Source organism: Archangium sp. Cb G35 (genome assembly GCF_001896145.1).
GTDB classification, from domain to species: domain Bacteria; phylum Myxococcota; class Myxococcia; order Myxococcales; family Myxococcaceae; genus Archangium; species Archangium violaceum.
In genome coordinates, this window is record NZ_MPOI01000010.1 from 342,541 (window position 1) to 365,829 (window position 23,289).

Below are 23,289 nucleotides of genomic sequence, written 5' to 3' on the forward strand. Positions count from 1 at the left end.
TCCGCCCGAGCGTGGACTGTTCCCCACATGCGCACGGGGAAGCCCTCATGGCCGGGCCGCGGTCCGCCCCCGGGCTTCAACCCCATACACTGAAAAAAAGACTGTGTTTGCCCGCTTTTTTCCAACAACGGAGAATATCTCGTTTTACCTCTTTCTAATTGACAATGAAGCCTGAACCCCACTACTCCGACAAAGCCGTTTAGAACGCACAACAAGACATCCCATCCCAGATAGGTTCGGCATGAAACCGGCTTTCAGAAAGCTTTTCGTCGCTCTTTCGTCGTCCGTGGCGGCCATCTGCGCCATGGCGCTCCCGGCGAGCGCATCGGCGCAACCCCTGACGGGCGTGTATCGCGGAGAGGTGTACTCGTCGCCCAACGCGGTCAACGCATATTCCAGCTGGCTGGGCTACGACGTCACCCTGGGTCAGGGCCACCAGGCCAAGGACAGCTGGGCCAACATCGAGAACCCCACCTGGCAGCTCAACTCCTGGAGCAACTGGGTGAAGGCGAAGCCGGGCCGGCGCCTCAACTACTCGGTCGCCATGTTCCCGTCGGGGCAGGGCTCGCTGTCCCAGTGCGCGCAGGGCTCCTATGACTTCCGTTTCCGCAACCTCGCCAACAACATGGCAGCGGCCGGACTGCAGCGCAGCATCATCCGCCTGGGTTGGGAGTTCAGCGGCAACTGGATGCCGTGGTACTCCGGCAATGGGCAGCAGGCGAACTTCGCCGCCTGCTTCCGCCGGATCGTGACGGCCATGCGCGACGCGCAGCCGTCCGCGGGCTTCGAGTTCGACTGGAACCCGAACTATGACATTCCCGCCAGCGATCTGAGCACCACCTACCCGGGCGACGCGTACGTCGACTACATCGGCTTCGACCTGTACGACCAGGGTTGGAACGGGGCCTACCCCATTCCGTCCGGCTGCACGGGCTCGTGCGCGCTGACGCGCTGGCGGTCCGTCTGGAACAACCAGTTCGCTCCGGCGCTGACCCGGTTCCGCGACTTCGCGCAGTCGCACGGCAAGCGGCTGTCCGTTCCGGAGTGGGGCGTGAACGATCCCGCCACCACGGGCGGCGGCGACAACACCTACTACGTCCAGCAGATGCTCTCGTTCATCTTCGACCCGGCCAACAACGTCGGTTACCACTCGTACTTCGACTACCAGGCCTCGGATGGCCACCACCAGCTGTCGGATGTGGACGGCAGCGGCGGCCGCACCTTCCAGACGGAGTTCCCGAACTCGGCCGCGCTGTTCAAGAGCCACTTCGCCGGGCTGCCCTCTGGCTCGGTCACGGCCACCAAGGCGGTGACGAACCCGTCGTCGGTCGCCCAGGGCGGGAGCCTCCAGGTCTCCTCGTCCGTGACGTCCTCCACGGCGCGCACCCTCATCGTGAAGTTCGAGCTCCGGAACTCGACGAGCCTGGCGCTGCTCGCGGCGCAGACCTATTCCGCACAGGCATTCACCGCGGGGCAGATGCGCGCCTACAGCCCGTCGTTCACCATCGCGGCCTCGGCCGCGACGGGCACCTACCGGGTGGACACGCTGGTGCTCTCCGGAGACGGGTCGGACACGCTGGTCCACCGGACCGACACGACCTTCTCCGTCACGGCGGCCCCCATCCCGACAACGGTGTCGGCGGGCAAGGCCACGGTCTCCCCGGCGGCCGTGACGCGAGGCCAGGCCTTCGCGGTCTCCGGCTCGGTCACCTCTCCGACGGCGAGGACGCTGGTGGTGAAGTATGAGATCCGGACCACCGCCTCCCCGTACACGATGGTGGCCTCGCAGAGCTACACGGCCCAGGCCTTCACGGCGGGACAGACGCGCACGTACACGCCGTCCTTCACCATTCCCACCTCCGCTGCCGCGGGCACCTACCGGGTGGACACGCTGATCTACACGTCCGACTGGTCGCAGACCCTGGTGTACCGGAACGACACGACGTTCACCGTGAACTGAGGCATGCCTCGCGAGGGTGGTGACGGTCACCCCCTCGCGGTCCCTGCCGTCCCGGCCAGGGGCAGTTGCAGGATGAAGCGGGCACCGCCCTCGGTGCGATTCTCCGCTTGGAGCGTGCCCCCGGCCCGAGCGATGTACTCCCGGCACAGGGCGAGCCCCAGCCCCGTGCCCTTGCCGGGAGGCTTGGTGGTGAAGAACGGCTCGAAGAGCCGGGGCAACACCTCCGCGGGGATGCCCGGCCCGTTGTCCTCCACGAGCAGGCGCACGCCCTCCTGCATCCGCCGCGCGCTCACCGTGACGTGGGCGCGGCGAGCGGGCCGCGCCTGCTCCACCGCGTCCGCCGCGTTGAGCAGCAGGTTCACCATCACCTGCACCATGTGCCGCTGACCCAGCCGCACCTCGGGCAGCTCCGGGTCGAGCGACAGCTCCACCTGCCCTCCCCCACCCAGGCGCACCGAGACCAGACGGCTCGCTTCGCGCAGGGCGTCCTCCAGCGGGCCCCGATCGTCATCCCCCAGGTATCCCGCGCGCGAGAAGTCCTTCAGGTCCGTGACGATCTGCTGGATGCGCAACACGCCCTGCTGGGTCTCCTCGAGCAGGCTCTTGAGCTCCGCCCTGTCCAGCGGAGGGCCCTCGCTGTCCACCTCTCGCGCGAGGAAGCTCAGGTTGGCCTTCACGAAGGCCAGCGGGTTGTTCACCTCGTGCGCGACCCCCGCGGCCAGCTGTCCCACCAGGACCAGCCGCTCCACCTCGGCGCGCTCCCGCTCGGCGCGGCCCCGGAGACGCTCGCTTTCCGCCAGTTGCGCCAACGCCCGGAGCCGCGACTGGTGGGCCTCGCGTTGCGCGTCAATCACCCGCTGGTACACGCGAGAGCCGGTGAAGGCCAGCATCAGGATCACGAGGCTGGAGAAGGCCTGGAGCATCAGGGTTCGCGGCGCCATGCCGCCCAATCCACTCACGAGCGACAACGCGGCGAGCGCCACGCACCCGCTCACGAGCGTGGGCTGGCTGCTGTCGGGCGAGAACAACGCCAGCATGAATGGCAGGGCGCCAAACAGGTGGATATAGGGGCTGAGCGGTCCGCCACTCCAGTGCACGAACAGCACGATGGCCACCAGGCCCATGACTCCGCCGATCACCCCCACGCGCACGGGCGAGAACCATCCCCGGCCCATGACCGCTCCCAGCACCAGGTAGAGCCCCACGAGCACCAGCACGGGCACCACGAAACCACGAGGCACCGTCCCCACCACCAGATAGTGGAAGAGCAACCCACAGAAGAGGTGGGCCGCACCATTGAAATGGCTCCTCTTCTGGGCTTTCAGCAGGGCCTTCGCATCGGTGGGATCGGGCAACATTGATTGGGAATCATAGCTTCTGGCTATCACCCCCAGGGTCAATGCCCGAGCGGCTGCCGGGCAGTGGACACACGGTATCTCGTCAGGAGTGTGGCCCCACTACCGGCTCGCGCCCGGCGGGCCCAGGAAGCGGGCATCCAGCCGTTTCACCTGTCCCGAGACCTGGTCGGTGACCTCGACCTTGAAGACAAACGGCACGAGAGGGCCCCGCTCCACGGTGACGAAGAGGGGCAACCGGAAGCTCTCCAGGGAGCCCAGCTTCACCTGCTGCTGCGGCACCACCACGTTGGCGGGCACCGGGCTGTCCACCCGTACGGTGAAGGTGGACTCCACCGGGTTCTTGTTCACCAGGTGCAGCTCGAACTGATTGCGCACCGTGCTGCCCTCCAGGAAGTAGGGCAGGCCCTGGAAGCGCAACAGATTGGCCTCGAAGGGCGTACGGCCCACCAGGCTCACCGTGAGCGCGAGGGCGGAGACGAGCAACATCCCCCCGTAGAGGAGCAAGCGCGGCCGGAGGACGCGGCGGGGCTGGCCTTCCAGCCCGTTGAGCGAGTCATAACGGATGAGACCCCTGGGACGCCCCAGTTTGCCCATCACCTCGTCACAGGCGTCCACGCACTGCGCACAGGCGATGCAGTCCATCTGCAAGCCATTGCGGATGTCGATGCCCGTGGGACAGGCGGTGACACACTTGCGGCAGTCCACGCAGTCCCCCTTGCGGGGAGCCTCCGCGAGCGCCATCCGCGCCTTCACCAGACGGCCGCGCGGCTCGCCCCGGGCAATGTCATACCCGATGAGGAGCGAGTCCCTGTCCTGCATGGCCGACTGGAGACGCCCATAAGGGCAGAGCACCACGCAGAGCTGCTCACGAAACCAGGCGAAATTGAAATACAGCGCGCCAGTGACGGCCATGGCCCAGGCAAAGGGCACGGCATGCCCGCCCGGCCCATCCATCACCATGGAGCCCAGGCCCTTCACGGAGACGAAGAAGGCCAGCGCCACATGCGCCAGCAACCAGGACACGGCGAGGAAGGCCCCGTGCTTCGTCACCGCGCGCAGCACGCGCTCCGGCGTCCAGGGACCGGCGGCCCGTTTCAGCCGGCGTTCGCGGGGACCTTCGAGCCACCGTTCGATCCGCCGGTAGACGCCCTCGAGGAACACCGTCTGGGGACAGGCCCAGCCACACCACACGCGGCCGAGCCACGCGGTGGCGAAGAGCAGGGAGAAACCCGCGGTGGTGAGCAGGAAGAGGACGATCCAGAAGTCCTGCGCGTTGAAGGTGCCGCCGAAGAGGTAGAAGCGGCGCGCGGCCACGTCCAGGTGGATGGCGGGGTGGCCACCCATCCGGATGAACGGCATCACGGCGTAGATGGCGATCAGCACCGCGAAGACGATGCGCCGCCAGGTGATGAACCGGCCGCGCACGTCCGAGGGATGGATGGCCAGCCGGGAACCATCCGGCCGGATGGAGGAGAGGTGCCCGGTGTCTGGCCCGGAAGCCCGAGGCTGCGCCATCTTCCCACCCTCCTCTACTGCGCCGGCTCGCCCTGAGGGGCCTTGCCGGGCACGTTCGTGTCCTTGAGCGTCAACACATAGGCGACGATGGAGCGCACACGCTCGGCGCCCAGCGTCCGCTCCCAGGCGGGCATGCCCTTGACCACCACGCCCTCGGACACCGTCTTGTGGATGTCCATGGGCCTGCCGCCGTGCAGCCAGAACTTGTCCGTGAGGTTCGGACCGATGAGGCCCTCGCCCTTCTGGCCGTGGCAGGAGGCGCACTGCTGCGTGAACTGCGCCTTGCCCTGCTCCACCGACTGGGCGTCCTGCATCAGCGCGAGCAACGCCTCGTCGGACACGGGCGTGTTGGAGGCGGCGTTGCGCGCGGCCTCGGCGGCCTCGGCCTTGTAGGCCTCCATCGAGCCGGGACCCGTGCCACTCACCTGGTAGTAGAACCAATAACCAAAGCCAAAGACGATGGTGCTCCAGAGGATGAACAACCACCAGTTGGGCAGGTGGTTGTCCATTTCCTCGATGCCGTCATAGACGTGGAGGACGCCCGGCTTGTCATTCGCGCTCATGGTGGTCCCTCGCGCCGCGGGAATCGGAAGTCACCGCGACCGTCTCGGCCAGCGGCAGCCGGGAGATCACGTCGTAGTCCTGGCGGCGGCGCGCGAGGAACACCCACGCCGTGACGCCGGTGAAGACCGCGCAGAAGAGGAGCAGCGTGAAGAGCGGCAGATGGATCATGTCCATGCCCGCGTAGAATTGGCGCCACATCAGGGAGTCCCTCCCGTCGTCGAAGCCGTCTCGATTCCGCCCGGCACGGCCGGAACCACGTCCTGGGGTCCACGCCCGAGCCGCTGCAGATAGGAGATGATGGCCACCATCTCCGAGTCCCACGCCACCTGGACGCCCTGGCCGGCCAGGTCCGCGGTGATGGCTTCCGCCTGGGCCTTCTGGCGAGCCTCGGCGCCGTCCACGTCGGCGTTGGTGTAGGGCACGCCGAGCTTCTGCATCAGCGCCAGCTTCTTGGGCGCCAGTTTGACGTTGATCTTGTTGTCCGCGAGCCACTGGTACGGCGGCATGTTGGAGCCGGGACTGGTGGCGCGCGGATCCATCAGGTGCGTGTAATGCCAGAGGTTCGGGTACTTGCCACCCAGGCGGTGCAGATCCGGACCGGTGCGCTTGCTTCCCCACTGGAACGGATGGTCGTAGATGAACTCCTCGGCCCGGGACACGTCGCCGTAGCGCTGCGTCTCCGCGAGGAACGGGCGGATCATCTGCGAATGACAGACATAGCAGCCCTCGCGCACGTACAGGTCCCGGCCCTGGAGTTCCAGCGGGGAGTACGGCTGCTGGGCCTCGCCATGGTGCGGCACCGCCTGCTTGATGAGGATGGTGGGCAGCAGCTCCGCCACACCACCAATGAGGATGGCGAGCAGCGTGAGCACGGTGAAGGCCAGCGGGCGGCCCTCGATGATGGCGAACCAGGAAGGCCCCCCGGACTCACGATTGCGCCGGGCGACGATCCACGCGAACTCACCCAGGGCCAGGATGGCGCCCATGATGGCGATGGCACGCACGGGGCTCGACCAACCCAGGAAGAAGCTGAGGCCGATGATGGCCAGCGCGAACAGCAGCGGCCACCCGGTGACGATGGCCACCCACGCGGGCTTGCCCACCCCCACGGCCTCGGGAGCCTTCTCCTCCACCACCACCGTGGTCTCGCCGTCCACCGCCTGACCGGAACGGGCCGTCTTCCAGAGGTTCCACACCATCAGCAGGAAGCCCGCGAGGTACAGCAAGCCACCGATCAGGCGGACGATGTACATGGGCCGGATGGCGATCAGCGTCTCCACGAAGTTCGGGTAGAGCAGCGTCCCGTCCGGGTTGGTGGCGCGCCACATGAGGCCCTGGTTGATGCCCGAGGCCCACATCGCGAGCATGTAGAGCAGGATGCCCACGGTGCTCGTCCAGAAGTGCAGGTCGGCCGCCTTCACCGAGTGCAACTTCGTGCCGTACAGCCTGGGCACCAGCCAGTAGAACATGCCGGCCGCCATGAGGCCGTTCCACCCCAGGGCGCCGCCGTGCACGTGGCCGATGATCCAATCCGTGTAGTGGCCGAGCGCGCTCACCGACTTGATGGAGAGCAGCGGTCCCTCGAAGGTGGCCATGCCGTAGAAGGTGATACCCGCGATGAGGAACTTGATGACGGGGTCTTCCCGCAGCTTGTGCCAGGCGCCGCGCAAGGTGAGCAGACCATTGAGCATGCCGCCCCAGGACGGAGCCCACAGCGCCACGCTGAACACCATGCCGAGCGACTGCGCCCAATCCGGCAGCGCGGTGTAGAGCAGGTGGTGCGGACCGGCCCAGATGTACATGAACACCAGGGCCCAGAAGTGGATGATGGAGAGCCGGTAGGAATAGACCGGGCGCTCGGCCGCCTTGGGCAGGAAGTAATACATGATGCCCAGGATGGGCGTGGTGAGGAAGAAGGCGACGGCGTTGTGGCCATACCACCACTGCACCAGCGCGTCCTGCACCCCGGAGAAGACGGAGTAGCTCTTCAGCGGGCCGAGCGGCAATGCCAGACTGTTGACGATGTGCAGCACCGCCACGGTGATGATGGTGGCGATGTAGAACCAGATGGCGACGTAGAGGTTCTTCTCGTTGCGCTTCGCCAGCGTCCAGAAGAAGTTGATGGCGAAGACCACCCAGACAATCGCGATGGCGAGATCGATGGGCCACTCGAGCTCGGCGTACTCCTTGGAGGTGGAGATGCCGAGCGGGAGCGTGACGGCCGCCGAGACGATGATGGCCTGCCATCCCCAGAAGTGGATTTTGGAGAGGAGGTCGGACGCCATCCGCGTCTTCAGCAGACGCTGGGTGGAGTAGTAGACGCCCGCGAACATCATGTTGCCCACGAACGCGAAGATGACCGCGTTGGTGTGCAGCGGGCGAAGGCGGGAGAAGGTCAGATAGGGAATGCCGAAGTTGAGCTGCCACCAGGCGAGCTGGGCGGCGACGATGCAGCCCACCAACAGGCCCACCACGCCGAACAGCACTGAGGCGAAGATGAACCGCCGTGTGATGGCGTCGTCGTAGACGATGCGTTGCTGTTGCACGAGATCACCTCGGGAGAGTCAAGGCTGCGGCTTGGATTCGGAGGACGGGGCTGGCCTGGCGGTGTCGTCCTCGAGCGGGATGAGGGACAGACGGTCCGCGTGCTCGTAGTCGCGGTGCCGCACGCTGAAGGCGTAGAGCAGCACCGAGCCCACCACGAGCATCAGGCTGACGAAGACCTGGAGGACGATGACGTTCATGCGGGCACCTCTTTCAATGCCCGTGCCGGCTCTCCGGCCAGTAGCTGACGGCGCGCGGAGAGACGCACGAGGGTGAAGAGGATGAGGGAGAGGGAGCTGAGCGGCATGACCACGGCCGCGCGCAGCGGCGTCATCAGCCCGGCGAGGCTCACCGCCACCGTCACCGCGTTGTAGGCGAGCGAGATGCCAATCACCTGGCGAACCACCCGGCGCAGGCGGCCGGAGAGCTCCAGCGCCTCGCGGATGGCCGAGAGGCCCTCGCCCATGAGGAAGAAGTCGGACTTGCCCGGCAGCACCGGCCGGTCGATGGCCGGCGTGCCCGCGCAGAAGGCACGCTCGAAGGCGAGGCTGTCGTTGACGCCGTCACCCAGGTAGAGCGTGTCCGCCCGGTCGATGCGCGCCACCGCCTCGGCCTTGTCCTCGGGCCGCTGGCCGCCGAGCGCATGTTCCACCGGCACGTCCAGGGACTCGGCCATGGCGCGCACCCGCGCGGGCGCGTCACCGGAGATGAGCCACACCTCGTGGCCGGCCTCGCGCAGCGCCTGGATTTCCCGGCGAGCATCGGCACGCACGGACTCGCGCAGGGCGAAGGTGGCCAGGGGCTGGCCGTTGCGCGCGAGGACGGTCCCTCCCGCTCCCGTGGCGCCGGGTGCCGCCCACGCCGGGGCGCCCAGCCGCCACAGTCCGTCCTCCCGGAGCAGTTCCAGGCCCAGCCCGGGGTGCTCCGTGACTCGTGCGCCGGTGGAGAAGCGGGCACCAGCGCGAGAAAGAGCCGCGGCGAGACACCGGCTCACCGGGTGGTTGCTGCGCGCGGCCAGGTCGAAGGCCACGTCGCGCAACTCTGGAGCGAGCACGTCCACGGCCTCGCGCTCCACCAGCTCCAGCCGGCCGAGCGTCAGCGTGCCCGTCTTGTCGAAGAGCACCTTGCGCACGCGGGGCAGCCGGTCCAGCAGGTCCTGACTGCGCACGAAGAGGCCGAGCCGGCGCAGGCGCGTCTGGGTGAGCTCGTAGGCGAGAGGCACGGCGATGCCGATGGCACAAGGGCACGTCACCACGAGGAGGGCCACGGCCACCTGCAACGCCTTGTCCTGGCCCTGGGGCAACCAGAGGGCGAGCCCCAGCCCGGAGACGAGCAGCACGGAGAGCACCCAGCGGCGGGACACGGCGTTCCAGAAGCGCGCGTGGGCGGGAACGCGGCCGGGCGCGGAGGGCGTCTGGCGCAGCAGGGCCACCAGCGGCGAGTCCTGGAAGTCCGTCCGGGCACGCAGGTGGGCGGCGGCACGGGCCGCGTTGAAGGCGCCGGCGGGCACCTCTCCGCCCTGCTCCACCGCTCGCACGTCCGGCTCGCCCGTCACCCAGTCGGTGGAGAAACTGGCATTCGCGTCGAGCAGCTCGGCATCCACGGGCACCAGCTCGCCTGGAGCGATGACGAGCACGTCGCCCGCGCGCAGCTCGGCGGCGCGCACGGTGACGAGTCTGTCTCCCTCCTGCCGGCGGGCGAAGAGGCCATCCGCTCCATCATCCTCCAGGAGGAAGCGCCGGTTGCGCTCGAGGACGCGCTGCTGCAACCAGCGGCCCACCAGCATCAGGGTGACGAAGGTGTTGAGCGTATCGAAGTAGGCCAGGTCTCCCCGGCCGTCGCGCGCCTTGAGCAGCGAGGTGGAGAAGACGAGGAGGATGCCCAGGGCAATGGGCAGGTCCAGGTGGAGGACGCCACTGCGCAAGCCACGCCAGGCCGAGCGGAAGAAGGGCCAGCCGCCCACCAGTACCACTCCGGTGGAGAGCCACACGCTGAGCTGGCTGAAGAGGGAGAAGACGTCGCCGTCGGCTGGGGTGAGCCCCACGTAGAAGCTCACCGAGAAGAGCATCACGTTCATCGTGATGGCGGCGCAGATGCCGAGCCGGATGGGCAGGTCGAGCGAGGCGGACTCGGGGCGCTTGCGGCTGGGGCCGAAGAGGTAGCCGAAGCCCTCGACGGAGCGGAGGAAGCCGGCCACGTCGAAGGCGCCCTTGCGCCAGGCGAGCCGCACCTTGCCGAGCGCCGGATTGACGGTGAGCGAGGCCCCGCCGGGCTGGCGGCGGAACAGCTCGTTCATCAGCCAGACGCATGCGGCGCAGTGGATGCCCTGCACATCCAGCTCGAGCGAGCACACGGAGCCGGTGGAAGACTCGGCGCGAGCCACGAGCGGCTCCAGCCAGGCGAAGCCGCGGTCCTGCCGGGGCTCGGGGGCGGGGGCGGTCTTGCCGTCGGCGAGCGAGTAGTAGCGGGTGAGGCCCTGGTCCACGAGGAGTCGGTGGACGGCCTCGCAGCCCGCGCAGCAGAAGCCCCGAAGCGGCGAGCCCTGGGGAACGGGGCTGCCACAGTGAAGGCACGAGGCCGAGGCATGCTCGATTGGCTGGGAGACCGGCATCGAAGCGGGCCCCTTGCGAACGGCATGCCCATTGCGATGGACCCGGGCATGACCACGGCATTTCCCGTTCTCGAGAACCTCTGGGTGGGCGCGATGGGGGCGCTGATGGTGGGCCTCACCGGAAGCGTGCACTGCCTCCTCATGTGCGGGCCGCTGGCGTGCGCGGGACTGCCAGGGGTGAGGGGCCCGGAGCGATGGCGCGCGGTGCTCGCCTACCAGAGTGCGCGCGTGGGGGCTTACGCCCTGGTGGGAGGGCTGCTGGGAGCGCTGGGCGGAGGGGTGACACGGGCCCTGGCGGTCTCGGCGCGACCCTGGCTGCCGTGGGTGATGGCGGCGGCGCTGGTGGCCTCGGCGCTGGAGCTGGGGAAGCGTCTGAGGCCGTTGCCGGGGCTGAGCCACGTAGCGGGGGCCGTCACCCGGGTGGGCGCAAAGTTTTCGTTTTCGAGCAGAGCGGGCGCAATGGGTGCGGTGACACCGCTGCTGCCCTGCGGGCTGCTCTACGGGGTGTACGCGGCGGCGCTGGCGAGCAGTTCCTTTGGAGGAGGAGCGTTGCTGATGGGGGCGTTCGCGCTGGGCGGACTTCCGGCGCTACTGGGGGCCCAGGTGCAGACAGGCTTATGGTCGCGGCAACCGCGTGTGGCGACGTTCGTACTCAAACGAGCGATGCCATTGCTGGCCGCGGCAGTGCTCATCTACCGCGCGGTGGGCATCAACACGGGCCAGCCGAGCTGTCACTGAGAGCCCTGCTCTGTCATCCCATGCCCGACGGGTTCGAATCCCTTCGGGGACAACCTGGTGTCCGGCTCGCGCCCCGGAACGCGCTACGCTGAGGACCCCAGGCCAGACGACTCCACAGAGGCAGACCGCGACGATGAATCCGAAAGACATCCTCTATTCGCTGCCCACCCTCTCGAAGGATATCCCCGGCATCGAGGAGGGCTCGACGAAGCCAGGCCAGCAGGTACTCGAGCTGCACGAAGACGACTGGCGGCAGATCGAACTCGTGGCGCACACGCTCGAGGCCTCCATCGAAAACGAACTGAGGGCCGTGGCGCTCATCCACCAGAAGCACCGTCAGAGCGCCGGCTTCAACGCGATCCACCTCCGGAAGGAAGTGCCCTCGCCGCTGGCGGGAACCTGGCTCACCCTGGATGAGCTGCGAAAACACCTGGGAGAGACGGCCTCGTGGTTGGACGGGGTGTCGTTCCAGGGCGTGGCGGGACTGGTCGCGGGAGGCTTCGCCGTGAAGCAGCCCTCGGGGCTCACGTTGTACGGGCTGCAGCGGGGAGGACGCGTCCAGGTACTGGCCCTCCGTTCGCCGAAGGGGCTCACGGGCGCCGAGGGAGACATCCGCCTGGTGGCGGAATTCGCCACGCGGCACCAACTGTACCTGGTGGATTGGTGCAGGGTGGACCAGTTCCCGCCCACGGCCGAGTACTTCCAGGAGTGGCTGTCCGGCCGGAGTTGAATCACCGAATCATCCCGATTCCTCTTCCGCGCTCCGTCTGACCTATGCTTCGGGCTGTCCACCGAGGTGCATTCATGGTGAAGCCCTGGCCTCTGTTGTTGCTGGCGGTACTGCTGTTGGGCAGTGTCCCCGTCATCGAGCGGCCCGTGACGGATCAGCGCGATCTGCTGACGCCCGCTGAAGAGGAGCTGGTGGCCTCCAGTCTGGAGCAACTGCGCATCCAGACGGGCGCGCAGATGGCGGTGCTGCTGGTAGGTACCACCGGGGGCGAGCCGATCGAGGACTTCGCGCAGGCTGTGGCCGAGGCGTGGAAGGGAGGCCGAGGCGGGGGTGCGGACGACGGGTTGCTCTTCGTGCTGGCGCTGGATGATCGGCGCATGCGCCTGGAGGTGGGCTACGGGCTGGAGGACCACCTGCCGGACGACACCGTGCGCCGGCTGCTGGATGCGCAGGGGCCGCTGATGCGCCAGAAGAACTACGCCGGTGCGGTGCTCGGCGTCATCAAGGGCGTGCGCGCGCGTCTGCCGGCAGGCTCCGGCGCCTCGTGGAGCCCCGGCGCCGCGCCATGGAGCCTCGACAAGGTGGTCGAGGTCCTCTTCTGTCTGATGGCCGCCGGGATTGTCGTGGGCATGCTGCTGGGCGGGTCTCTCACCACCTGGCGGAAGCAACTCGGACCCTCGCGGCTGGCAGCGGCCGTGGGGTCGCTGCTGCTCGGGCCCCCGGTCCTCATCTTCTTGTGTGTGGACACCAGCCAGCCGTCCGCCCGGGACCTCCTCCTGTTCTACGGTGCGTATGCCACGGTGTTCCTCGTGTGTACCCTCCTCTTCACCCTGCGCTGGACCACCGGGCTCGGAGCGACCCTGATGTGCGCGACCCTCCTTGCGAGCATGGGGGTCCTGTTCTTCCAGAAGCCCAGCCTCTTCGTCCTGGAGATGCTGGAGACGGCGGCAACGGTGTCCGGCGTCCTCTGGGGAGGGCTCGCGGTCCTCTGGCTCATCCTGGGCCCCATGTCCAACAAGCTCAACAGCATCGTCATCTTCGAATCGAGTCCGTCGGGCAGCCGGGGAGCTTCTTCGTCCTCGAGCTCTTCGCGGAACACCTCGTCCTCGTGGGGCGCCTCGTCCTACTCCTCGGGCCGCTCCAGCTCGGACAGCTCCAGCTCGAGGAGCTCCAGCTCGGACAGTTCCAGCTCGAGGAGCTCCAGTTCGAGGAGTTCCAGCTCGGACAGCTCCAGCTCGAGGAGCTCCAGCTCGGACAGCTCCTGGAAGGGAGGCGGCGGCAGATTCGGCGGGGGCGGGGCCAGCTCGTCCTGGTAGGTCACCCGCGTCCAGGAGCGGTGAATTGGACGTCATGGGACTCCGCGTCCGTGGCGACGCAGGTGAGAAGCCGGGCCCCCTCCTCGGCCAGGGCTGTGCGGTCCTTCGCAGCCAGCCGCCCGAAGGGCTCGATGCGCACGGTGGCAATGCCCTCATCGCGCTCGAGCGTCCAGGTTCCCCGGACGAAACCATCGACGAGCACGGTGGAGCGAACCAGACCGTTGTTCGTGAAGACCGCCGCGCGGTGCTCATCGGCGATGATGCGGGTCCGGTCCTGATGGGAGAGCAGCACGTTGTCGAATTCGGGCAGCAGGCGCGGAGGAACCGGCGTCTCGGGGCCGGGCAACGGAGCGTCGGGCACGTCGAACAACTCGTGACCGTGCTCGTCGCGGAACGTGCGCAGACGTGGCCGGAGCCGCTCGATGACCTCACGCACTGAGTTCAATCCGGACCAGACTGATACGTCCTTGGCGGTGGCCGGGCCGAACGCGGCCAGGTAGCGCAGGACCATCTCGTCCGGAGCCGTGGCGGTTTCGAGCGGACGGTCGAGCCAGGACTCAGCCGTGGTGAGTGTGGCGGGCTTGTGGGAATCCCAGGTGCCGGCGGGTGGCACGTGGATGAGGGGCTCCAGATTGCGGATGGCGTTGGCGAGCGCCTTGGCATCGCGGCCGGGCCACTGCTCGCACAACAGCTTGCCGAGTTCGTTGGAGGTACGTGGCCGCTCGGAGAGCAGTGCCCGGCCAGAAGCCGCGAGCGCCTCGGTATCGAGCCCCGCGAGAAGCCGTCCATATGTGCCACGCAGCAGGCGTTCGAGGACTGGCTGCAACACGGGGCGCAATCGCAGGAAGTCGCGGGCGGTGACCAGGTGAAGGGTCCCTCGCATCAGCACGGAGCGCACCACCCGCCGATCGTTGATCAACCGGGTCAATTCACCGGGCTGGAAGCCCTCCAACCTCGTCCACAGGCCGATGTAGGGAGGATTGGGGGCCTGCGCCTGCAAACCGGCCAGTTGCTCGAGCGCATCGGGGATGGAGAGCTTCCGGCGGCGCAACAACAGTTGCCGCTCCAGCATGGCGCGATTGAGCGCGCGCACACCGAGGACGGACTCTGGGGGCACGCGTCTTGGCATATCGGCTCCCTTTTATCGGGAGCCGGTCCCGCCAGCGAGTCTTCGCGAGGGCTAGCGCCGGTTGCCGTGCTCGTCCCGATCCGGCAGACCGAGCTCCCGCGCGGCCTCCTTCATCATGCGCTGCCGATCCGCTTCCGGGAGGCTGTCCTCGCTGCGGTGCGGGTTCGCCCCCACGTCCTCGGCCAGACCGCTTCCCCGCCAGCTCTCGGCGGGGGCGCTGCTCCCGATGTCCATCCCGAGCGACGGCGTCTCGGCCCCCGTGTGAAGCCGGGGCGAGCGCAACGTCCCCACGGCGGCGAACACGTCCACGAGCGTCACTCCGGCGACCGCGGCGGTGATGGCGCCCAGCCAGCCCTTGTTCGAGAGCGGACGCTGGAAGGCCACGCCCAGCAGCGAGAGGTCGAGGGCATCACCCGCGACGCGAGACCAGACCCATTCCCGCCGATGCGGCTGGAGCAGCAGCCCCAGTCCACTGGCGATCTCCCGGAGCCCGAACACCCGCAGCAGCCCGGCGTGGCGCTTCGGGACGCCCATGAGGCGGCAGAGGCCCTTGGGGAATGCCAGCTCCGTCAGTCCGATTCCCAGGCTCACCCATCCGAGAGTCCACGGCAGCCGCTCACTCTTCATCGAGGACGTCCTCCCTCGACCAAGGTGAGCCCCCTCGCGCGGCCGGAACAGCCCCGGAGGGCCGGTGCCCGTGCCCACCCGTCCCCCGGGCAGGCGAGCTGGCCCCCTGTCGAGCACATGACGGGCAGCCGATGGAGAAACGCGCCCTTCATGTAGACTCGGCGGCCCAGAGGGTCCCGCATATGGGCGAAGACACGAGCCTGCTCGAGCCAGGGGGGCTCCTCGACAACCGTTACGAGGTGGTGCGCAAGCTCGCCGCGGGCGGCATGGCCACCATCTACCTGGTGCGCCACCTGGGGCTGCACAGCCTGCATGCGCTCAAGGTGCCGGATCCCCGCATCTTCCACAGCGCCGACGCGCGCCACCGCTTCACCACCGAGGGCCGCATCCAGGCCCTCCTGCGCCATCCACACATCGCCCAGGTGACGGACATCGTCATCAGCCCGGTGCCGGGCCTGGTGATGGAGTACGTGGAAGGCGGCACGCTGGAGGATCTGCTCGGCCAGAGCCCGGGTGGAAGGGTCGGCCTGCCCACCCTGCGGCAGATCTTCCTGCCGGTGCTGGACGCGATGCAGGAGGCGCATGGCCACCGGGTGGTGCACCGCGACCTGACGCCCAGCAACATCCTGCTGGCGCAGGGGCACCAGGGGCGGATGCATCCCAAGGTGACGGACTTCGGCATCGCCAAGGTGACGCAGGACGAGCCGGGCGAGAAGTACCGCACCCGGACCGGAGTGCTCCTGGGGACGCGGCCGTACATGAGTCCGGAGCAGATCGGCGGGGCGTCCGACGTGGATGCGCGCACGGACATCTTCGCCCTGGGCACCATCCTCTACGAGGCGGCCACCGGCCGGGTGGCCTTCGACGCGGGCAGCGACTTCGAGATGATGAAGCGCATCACCGAGGGCAATTTCACCCCGCCCGAGCAGGTGGTGCCCGAACTGCCCGAGAGCCTCTGTCAGTGCATCCGCAAGGCCATGACGGTGGATCCGTCCGGGAGATTCCAGGACTGCGCGGCCTTCCGGGCGGCCCTCGAGCAGGCGCTCGAAGATCCAGTGCCCAAGCCCGTCCCACCGGTAACGGTGGCCCCCCTCCCCGCCCCCGCTCCGGTTCCTGCCTCCGCTCCGGTTCCGGCACCAGCCTCTCGCGGCCGTGGGCTCGTGGCGGGCCTGCTCGTGCTGGGCGTCCTGTCGCTCCTGCTGCTCGCGGGCCTGGCTTCCTCGTGGCGGAACCTGCGCCTCTCGAGCGAGGACAAGGCGCGGCTCCAGGTGAGCTACCAGACGGAGCAACAGAACACCCGGCGGCTCAAACAGGAGCTGGACATCGCGAGGAGCCAGGCCAGGAGCTCCGAGGCACAAGCACGGGATCTCCAGGCGAAGAATCAGGGAGCCCTGCAACAGCTTCAACAGAACGAGCAGCTCAAGGACGAGCTCCAGAAGTTCCAGCATCAGGCACTGAAGTTCCTGGAGATGACCCTGCTGGACACCGCCGTCCGCAACAACCTGCCCGTCTCCCGGGTCGTCAGGGCCTGCAACAAGACGGGTACCCTGTTGTCGTATCAGTACATGGACGATGAGAGGAATTGGTCCGAGGCACTGGTCCTCGAGCCGGGGCGCTGCCTCTCCCACTGGCTGACGGGCTATCACGCGCAGGTTCCGGTGAGGCTCACCTCCCTGAGGGACGGCATCACCGTGCAGGACAATGCCCTGGCTGGCATGGTCGTCGGACGGGTGCCCGATACCGATATGGATTGGAGACCCTGGGAGAACCAGCTCGTTCTCGATCAGGACCATGGCCTCCAGTTGAAGCCCGTCTTCGTCGAGACCGGGCTCCTGGGAGGAGCCTCGCCCGGCCAATGACCTCCAGGCCGGGCGGCCCGGCTTCCCGGTCTATTTCTCTCCGAGCAAGGCAATGGCCCGCTGGAGCAGGCCGCGATAGCCAAGCCGGTTCGCTTCCTTCTGGAGGGACTGCAACTCCTTGCGCGCCGCGGCGGCCTTCGCCTCGCCGTGGAGCTCCAGCCGGAGGATCCGCGCCTCGAGCGCCACGCGCTTCATGCCGTCACGAGCCGCCCGCGTCGCGAGCACCTGGAGCTGCCGCGCCGCCTCTTCCCGCTCCGAGGGCCCTCCATCCCGCCGCACCAGGGCCGCGCCGGTGAGCCGCACCTCCGCCGCGATGAACACATCCTCGCTGCCGCCCGCGAGGGACCGGGCACGCTCCAGTGCCTCACGCGCCGCCGCCATCTTCCCCAGGGCCATCAGCACCCGGGCCTTCACCGCATTCGCGAGGCCTTCCCCGTCCACGCTCTTCAACGCCGCATAGGCGGCCAGGGCGGACTCGGCCACCGCGAGCGCCTCCTGGGGCCGCCCCTCTTCCAGGGACAGGCACGCCAGACCCAGCTCGGTTTCCGCCACGAAGGCGCCCAGGCCCCGTGCCCGCCGCAACGCCAGCGCGCGCTCCAGTTGCTGCCTGGACTGCGCCAGCTCGCCCAGATCCATCAGCAGACAGCCCAGCTCGTAGCGGCCCCAGGCCTCGGCGTACCCATCCTCGAAGAACACGTGGGCCGCATGACTCCCCTCCTCGAGCAGGCGCTTGCCCTCGTCCAGCCCGCCCATGAGCCGCCGCACCATGCCCTTGAGAATGGTGCTGGAATTCATGTCGGACAGCCGCCCGCGCTGCCGGAAGAGCTCCACGGCCCGGCTGGCACGCTTCAGACCCTCGGAGAGATGACCCAGCCGGCAGCTCAACCCACCGGCGCACAGGAGGGCCTCGGCTTCCAACGAGGCGCCCTTGATCTCCCGGGCCGCCTCGATGGCGGAGACGAACACGCGCTCGGCCTCCAGCAGCCGGCCCGTGTCGATGAGCGCCATGGCGTGCACGAGCATCGAGCGCGCCGCCCCGCCCCGGTCCCCTCCCGCCAGGAACAACCGCTCCGACTCCTCCAGCAGCTCGACGGCGCGCAGGGGCTCCCCGAGGTTGCGCGCCGCATAGGCTTCCATGATGAGCGCGGAGGCGGCGAGCTGGCCCTGGCTGGCCCCCTGTGAGCGGGATACCGCCGCCTCGGCATGCTTCCTGGAGGCGATGAAGTCCGCGGTCGCGCTCGTGGCCACCGCCGCGGCCAGCTCGATGCGCGCGTCCTCGCCCAGCGGAGGCGGGAGCCGGCGCAGCGCCTCCAGGGTGGACTGGGCCTCCCGGTTCTGCCCCGCGGACACCTGCGCGAACACCAGCGCGGTGCCGTACTCCACGTTGTCCGGGAAGAACTCGAAGAGCGTCCGGTACGCCTCGATGGCCTGGGACCACTCGGCCTGGGCCTCGTGATGGCGGGCCGAGACCAGGAGGCGCTCCTCGCGCGAGAGGCTCGAGGACAGCTCGAAGGCCCGGCGCGCGGCCGCCTTCGCCGCCTCCTCCTGGTAGAGGTACTGGAGGGCCGCGGCCAGCGCTGAGTGGGCGGGGGCGAAGGAGGGCTCGTGCTTCACCACGCGCTCGAAGTGCTCCACGGCGGTGGCCGCGTCATGGCCGCGCAGGGCCGCGAGTCCCTCGGCGTAGAGCCGTGCCACCTCGGGCTCCGCCGGCATCGCGCTGCGCACGCCGTGGGCCTGCTCGGTGGTCAGCGGCGCCAGCCCCAGGCGCTTGCGCAGGGCGGCGCCCACGCGCGAGACGAGCTCCAGCAGTTCCTCCTCCGCGCCCATCTCCGTCAGGTGGGCCAGCGTCTCGCCCGTGGTGGCCTCCTGCAGGCGCAGGTTGAGCCGCAGCCGCGCGGCCTCCTCGCGCCCCTGCACGAGGTACGCCCCGGTGAGCACCAGGTCCACGCCCGAGTGCGCGCGGATGCGCTGCAGCGTGGCCGCCGCGAAACCCTCCTCGTCCGGCAGGAGGAGGTCCCTGCGCATCTGCACCACGCCCTCTCCGGGGAGCAGGCGGAGCTGTTCCCCCATGGCCAGCTCCGCGGAGAGCAGCTCCGCCAGGGCGGTGGACAGCCAGGACAGCTCGGCCCTTGCCATGAGGTTGCGGGGAGCGAGCACCGCCACCACCCGCCGGGCCACCGGCTGACTGCCCGTGCTGCCCGGCGCCGGCGCCGGTGCTGGTGCCGGGGAAGGCTTCGTGGGGCTCCGCTTCCTGGACGGGGTGAGCTTCACGAGGGCCGGGGTGGGCTCGCCGCTCCGCAGCGCGGCGATGGCCTCGGACGCGGTGGCGAAACGCTTCTCCGGCTGGCGCTCCAGGCACCGCAGGAGCACCTCCGCCCAGGACGCAGCCAGCTCCGGCACGAGCTCGAGCGGAGAAGGAGGCGCCTGACGCAACCGCAGCAACGAAGTGGCCGTGGGCGTCTCCGCCACGAAGGGCCGCTGGCCCGTCACCATCTCGAAGAGCACCAGCCCGAAGGAGTAGATGTCCGAGGCCGGCGACAGCGGCAGGCCCTCCACCTGCTCTGGGGACATGTACGAGGGACTGCCGACGATGTGGCCATCGCGCGAGGTGGAGCCGTCCCCCTCGAGCAGCTCGCCCCGGGCGAGGCCGAAATCGGTCACCACCGCCCGCAGGCCTCCGGCCGCCGGCGGCGCGGGCACCAGCATCACGTTGCCCGGCTTGAAGTCGCGGTGGATGATCTGCGCGGCATGCGCCGCATCGAGCGCCCCCGCCATCTGCTCGGCCAGCCGCAGCACCTGCTCCGGCGGCATCCTGCCATGGCGAACGAGTTGCTCATGCAACGTGCGCCCCGCGAGCAGCTCCATGGTGAGGAAGACGATCCGGTACGAAGTGCCTCCCTCCTTCGGGACGACCTCGTGCTCGCCGATGTCGAAGACACGGCAGACGTTGGGATGCGTCACCCGGCGTGCCAGCCGCAGCTCGCGCTTGAAGCGCAGGAGCGCCTCGGGCGTGGCGGCCAGCTCCGGGCGGATCGTCTTGAGCGCCACGGGCTCGTGCAGCGAGAGATCCTCCGCCGCGTACACCTCGCCCATGCCGCCCCGGGAGAGGAAGCGCTCCACCCGGTAGCGCCCGGCCACTTCCGTCCCCACGGAGAACGTCTGCCGGGGCGGGGCGGGAACGGGAATCGGACCCGAGAGGGTGGGCTCCGCCGCCGCACCGCCACGCATCAGGGTGGCCGTGCTCTGCGGCGCCTTGAGGGACTTCCGATCCATGGCTGGGCAATACTCCCGTCACAGCGGACGGCGGCACACTAGCATGTGACGCCGAGCCCCGTGACGGTCGCCCGCCCGCGAGCCCCTCCCCCTCCCGAAAGGAGCGAGGCCCCGGGCGCGGTGGACGTTCCACCGGACCGGGGCCTCGCGTACTACTTGGGAGCGCGACTACTTGCCGCCGACGCTGAACACCTCGACGGAGGCCTGGTCGGTGTTGCTCACGCCCGCGGTCGCCAGCACGCGGCCATCACCGAGCAGCGTGGCCGTGTGGCGGTAGCGATCCACCTCGAGGCTGCCCGCGGGGCACCAGGTCCCGGTGGCCGGGTTGTACACCTCCGCGAGCTTCTGGATGCCGGTGGCCTGGTGGTAGCCGGCGACGGCCAGCACCTTGCCATTGGGGAGCAGCGTGGCCGAGTGGAAGCGGCGCGGCGTGCTCATGCTGCCGGTGGCCGACCAGGTGCCCTTGGCCGGGTCATACAGCTCGGCCGAGGAGCTGCTGGCGATGTCCCAGCTGCCACCGCCCGCCACCAGCACCTTGCCGTTGGGCAGCAGCGAGGCCGAGTGGAAGCTGCGCGGCGTCCCCATGCCGCCCACGGACGTCCAGGCGCCGGTGGCCGGATCGTACAGCTCCGCCGAGGCCAGGGTGTCGTAGGAGTCATTGCCACCGCCCACCACCAGCACCTTGCCGTTGGGCAGCAGCGTGGCCGTGTGATCGCGGCGGGCCGAGCCCATGTTGCCGGCGAGCGAGAAGGTGCCGGTGGCCGGGTCATACAGCTCCACCGAGCTCAGCGCGGCGCCGGAGGTGTCCTCGCCACCGGTGATCAGCACCTTGCCGTTGGGGAGCAGCGTGGCCGTGTGGTGGGTGCGGAAGACGACCAGGCTGCCCGTGGCCCTCCAGCGGCCCAGGGCCGGGTAGTACACCTCGGCGGTGGCGAGCGTGACGGGGCACGTCCCTCCACCGGCGATGAGCACGCGCCCGTCCGCCAGCCGCGTCATCGTGTGGTAGATGTGCGTGGCCAGCGTGTCGCCAGTGCGCGCCCAGGTGCCCGTGGCCGCGTCATACAGCTCCGAGGTGGTGTTGAAGCCACCCGCCACCAGCACGCGGCCGTCCTCGAGGAGCTCGGCGGTGTGCAGGATGCGGCCCAGCGCCAGGCTGCCGGTCTTCTCCCACGAGCCCGTCACGCGGCAGACGCCGGCGACGCCCGGAGCATTGGAGCGGAAGGTGTTGAGGCCCGGGGTGAGCCAGTTGGCCACCGGGTGCGCAGGAATGGTGCCGTCGTCGTTGACGTTGGTGATGGAGTAGGCGTGCTGGTTCCAGATGCCGCGCGTGCCCACCCAGGCATTGTCACGGTCGCCGTACACGCGGATGCCATTGAAGCCCGGGGCCGCGTGGTTGTTCTCCACCACGATGATCTCCGCGCTGCCGTCGGCGTCCACATCCACCACGAGGGGCAGCTCGTGCGTGGTGCCGGAGCTGTGACGGGTCTGCCAGCGCACCGCGCCGGTGGCGCCGTCGAAGACACGCAGGTAGAGCTCGTCGGCGTAGATGACCTCGGTGCTGCCATCCGCCTCGAAGTCGAAGGTGGTGGAGGTCGTCTTGCCGGAGCTGAACTCCTGGACGGTGTGGGTCCACTTCACGGAGCCATCGGCCCCGTAGACGGTGTAGTTCCAGTCACCCGCGAGGCCGATCTCCACCTGGCCGTCGCCATCGAAGTCCGCGATGTTGGGCGGGCCACCGTGGCCGGGCTGCGTGGGGAAGGGATGCCCCGGGTCGGTGTAGTGGACCGAGCGGGTCCACAGCAGCGTGCAGTCGTCGTCGAGCAGGCTCACCGTGCCGTAGCCCGCCACGGCGATCTCCGCCGCCGGATCCTCGTCGAAGTTGGCCACGCCGGCGAAGCCCTGGGGAATCTCCGTGTTGGCGCACTTGAGGCTGCCATCGGCGCGGTAGACGGCGCGGCCGTTGATCACCTCCTGGATGCCATCCTGGTCGATGTCCGCCGCGAAGGAGACGGGGCCGGTGTACTGCGCGCCGCCCATGCCATCGGAGCCCACCCACTTCAGGGCGCCGGTGTGGCTGTAGACGCGGTTGCCGTCGAGGATCTCCACGGTGCCGTCGCCGTCCAGGTCCGCCAGCGAGGGGCCACCCCACTCGTTGTAGTCGTACGCGTCCTCGGCCGAGCGGAACTTGAAGGTGCCGTCGTGCTCGAAGCAGATGATGCCGCGGCCGTTCTCGGGAATGCCGCAGATCTCCACCTTGCCATCGGAATCGATGTCACCGGCGGCGATGCTGGCGGCCGGCTTCACCCGGGCATACGGATCCACCGCGGTCCACAGTTCGCGCCCATCCTTGCCGCTGATGGCCCGGAGCACACCATTGGTGTTGCCGTTGCCGCCGTTGTTGTTGGTCTCGTTGTAGTAGTCGCCGTCGAAGGTGCTGAAGACGATGTCCGGGATGCGGTCCCCGTTCACGTCCACCACCACGGGCGTCATCATCACCTGCTTGTACTCCGGGAGCACCTCACTGCCCGTCCACTCGAACTGCAGCGCCGCCGCGAGGCTGGCGGCACTGGGAGCCGGGGCGCTGCTGGAGGTGCTGGCCGGAGTGGGGGTGCTGGGGGGCGTGCTGACAGTGGAGGACTGCGGGGACGCGGGCGGTGCCGCCTGAGCAAGCTGCTGGCCCGTGGGTGCCTGTCCTGACTGTTGTTCGTCGTGAACACCACTGCACGCCGCCAGCGCCAGTATCGCCGAGCCCGTCAGCGCACTCCGGGCGCCAGCGGATCTCCACGTCCAGCCTCGGGTCCTCATCTTCATGCACGTCCCTCTCTCTCGATCGGCCAGGGGGCTGCGCTCCACACGCAGACCAGCCGGTGCAAGCATGAAGAAACGACGCCTCTCTTTCCACGCCAAAATATTCAAACAAGACCGTGACCGATGAATGTCTTTGTGTGTGTGGGCTCCATCCGTTCAGCAAAATCACCGCGGGCCTGGACACCCACACACGCGCACGGCCCCGCCCGCATGAAGATTTCGCGAAACCTGTGAGCCGATTCACAGCCCCACGCGCG

General features: G+C 68.8%; 16 protein-coding genes. 5 read left to right on the forward strand and 11 right to left on the reverse strand.

Annotation, left to right across the window (positions count from 1 at the left end; translation table 11 throughout):
• The first annotated feature begins 241 nt into the window (after positions 1 to 241).
• Positions 242 to 1,960, forward strand: a complete 1,719-nt coding sequence (locus BO221_RS29680) for a glycosyl hydrolase (RefSeq protein ID WP_233166304.1) — start codon at positions 242 to 244, stop codon at positions 1,958 to 1,960.
• Positions 1,961 to 1,986: 26 nt separating this feature from the next.
• On the opposite strand, the gene BO221_RS29685 is transcribed toward BO221_RS29680, so the two are convergent.
• The 7 genes from BO221_RS29685 to BO221_RS29715 all read right to left on the reverse strand — a co-directional run bounded on the left by BO221_RS29685 (position 1,987) and on the right by BO221_RS29715 (position 10,552).
• On the reverse strand, positions 1,987 to 3,318 hold the full coding sequence (locus BO221_RS29685) for a sensor histidine kinase (RefSeq protein ID WP_073564086.1): 1,332 nt from the start codon (positions 3,316 to 3,318) through the stop codon (positions 1,987 to 1,989).
• Between the two features lie 99 nt (positions 3,319 to 3,417).
• Entirely contained in the window at positions 3,418 to 4,833 is a 1,416-nt protein-coding gene (ccoG, locus tag BO221_RS29690) for a cytochrome c oxidase accessory protein CcoG (protein WP_073564088.1), read from the reverse strand.
• Between the two features lie 14 nt (positions 4,834 to 4,847).
• The gene (locus BO221_RS29695) at positions 4,848 to 5,396 is read right to left on the reverse strand and encodes a cbb3-type cytochrome c oxidase N-terminal domain-containing protein (protein ID WP_073564089.1); all 549 of its coding nucleotides are present in this window, start codon (positions 5,394 to 5,396) and stop codon (positions 4,848 to 4,850) included.
• Complete coding sequence (locus BO221_RS29700; RefSeq protein ID WP_073564091.1) at positions 5,383 to 5,595, reverse strand: cbb3-type cytochrome c oxidase subunit 3; 213 nt, start codon at positions 5,593 to 5,595, stop codon at positions 5,383 to 5,385. The genes BO221_RS29695 and BO221_RS29700 overlap by 14 nt, the downstream gene beginning before the upstream one ends.
• Positions 5,595 to 7,943, reverse strand: a complete 2,349-nt coding sequence (gene ccoN / locus BO221_RS29705; RefSeq protein WP_073564092.1) for a cytochrome-c oxidase, cbb3-type subunit I — start codon at positions 7,941 to 7,943, stop codon at positions 5,595 to 5,597. The genes BO221_RS29700 and ccoN overlap by 1 nt, the downstream gene beginning before the upstream one ends.
• A gap of 18 nt (positions 7,944 to 7,961) precedes the next feature.
• A complete protein-coding gene (locus BO221_RS29710) occupies positions 7,962 to 8,141 on the reverse strand; it encodes a hypothetical protein (RefSeq protein ID WP_047856283.1) in 180 nt (59 codons plus the stop codon).
• Complete coding sequence (locus BO221_RS29715; RefSeq protein ID WP_073564094.1) at positions 8,138 to 10,552, reverse strand: heavy metal translocating P-type ATPase metal-binding domain-containing protein; 2,415 nt, start codon at positions 10,550 to 10,552, stop codon at positions 8,138 to 8,140. Before BO221_RS29715 ends, BO221_RS29710 begins: the two co-directional genes overlap by 4 nt.
• Positions 10,553 to 10,600: 48 nt before the next feature.
• On the opposite strand from BO221_RS29715, the gene BO221_RS29720 reads away from it, so the two are divergent.
• The 3 genes from BO221_RS29720 to BO221_RS29730 all read left to right on the forward strand — a co-directional run bounded on the left by BO221_RS29720 (position 10,601) and on the right by BO221_RS29730 (position 13,336).
• On the forward strand, positions 10,601 to 11,290 hold the full coding sequence (locus BO221_RS29720; RefSeq protein WP_233166305.1) for a sulfite exporter TauE/SafE family protein: 690 nt from the start codon (positions 10,601 to 10,603) through the stop codon (positions 11,288 to 11,290).
• Positions 11,291 to 11,423: 133 nt separating this feature from the next.
• Positions 11,424 to 12,020 (forward strand): hypothetical protein, encoded by a 597-nt coding sequence (locus BO221_RS29725; RefSeq protein WP_073564098.1) that lies wholly within the window; start codon positions 11,424 to 11,426, stop codon positions 12,018 to 12,020.
• A gap of 74 nt (positions 12,021 to 12,094) precedes the next feature.
• Entirely contained in the window at positions 12,095 to 13,336 is a 1,242-nt protein-coding gene (locus BO221_RS29730) for a YgcG family protein (RefSeq protein ID WP_073564100.1), read from the forward strand.
• A 1-nt stretch (position 13,337) separates the two neighbouring features.
• Here BO221_RS29730 and BO221_RS29735 read toward each other — a convergent pair whose 3' ends face one another.
• Positions 13,338 to 14,465 carry a winged helix DNA-binding domain-containing protein gene (locus BO221_RS29735; protein WP_073564102.1) on the reverse strand — a complete coding sequence of 376 codons (1,128 nt, stop codon included), beginning with the start codon at positions 14,463 to 14,465 and terminating at the stop codon, positions 13,338 to 13,340.
• Between the two features lie 51 nt (positions 14,466 to 14,516).
• Positions 14,517 to 15,092 (reverse strand): hypothetical protein, encoded by a 576-nt coding sequence (locus tag BO221_RS29740; protein ID WP_073564104.1) that lies wholly within the window; start codon positions 15,090 to 15,092, stop codon positions 14,517 to 14,519.
• A gap of 182 nt (positions 15,093 to 15,274) precedes the next feature.
• Between BO221_RS29740 and BO221_RS29745 the strand changes: the two genes are divergently transcribed.
• Positions 15,275 to 16,951: a serine/threonine-protein kinase gene (locus BO221_RS29745; protein WP_073564106.1), complete on the forward strand. Its 1,677-nt coding sequence runs from the start codon at positions 15,275 to 15,277 to the stop codon at positions 16,949 to 16,951.
• Between the two features lie 30 nt (positions 16,952 to 16,981).
• Here BO221_RS29745 and BO221_RS29750 read toward each other — a convergent pair whose 3' ends face one another.
• Positions 16,982 to 20,224 carry a serine/threonine-protein kinase gene (locus tag BO221_RS29750; RefSeq protein ID WP_073564107.1) on the reverse strand — a complete coding sequence of 1,081 codons (3,243 nt, stop codon included), beginning with the start codon at positions 20,222 to 20,224 and terminating at the stop codon, positions 16,982 to 16,984.
• A gap of 168 nt (positions 20,225 to 20,392) precedes the next feature.
• Complete coding sequence (locus BO221_RS29755; protein WP_233166306.1) at positions 20,393 to 23,035, reverse strand: kelch repeat-containing protein; 2,643 nt, start codon at positions 23,033 to 23,035, stop codon at positions 20,393 to 20,395.
• Between the last annotated feature and the right edge of the window lie 254 nt (positions 23,036 to 23,289).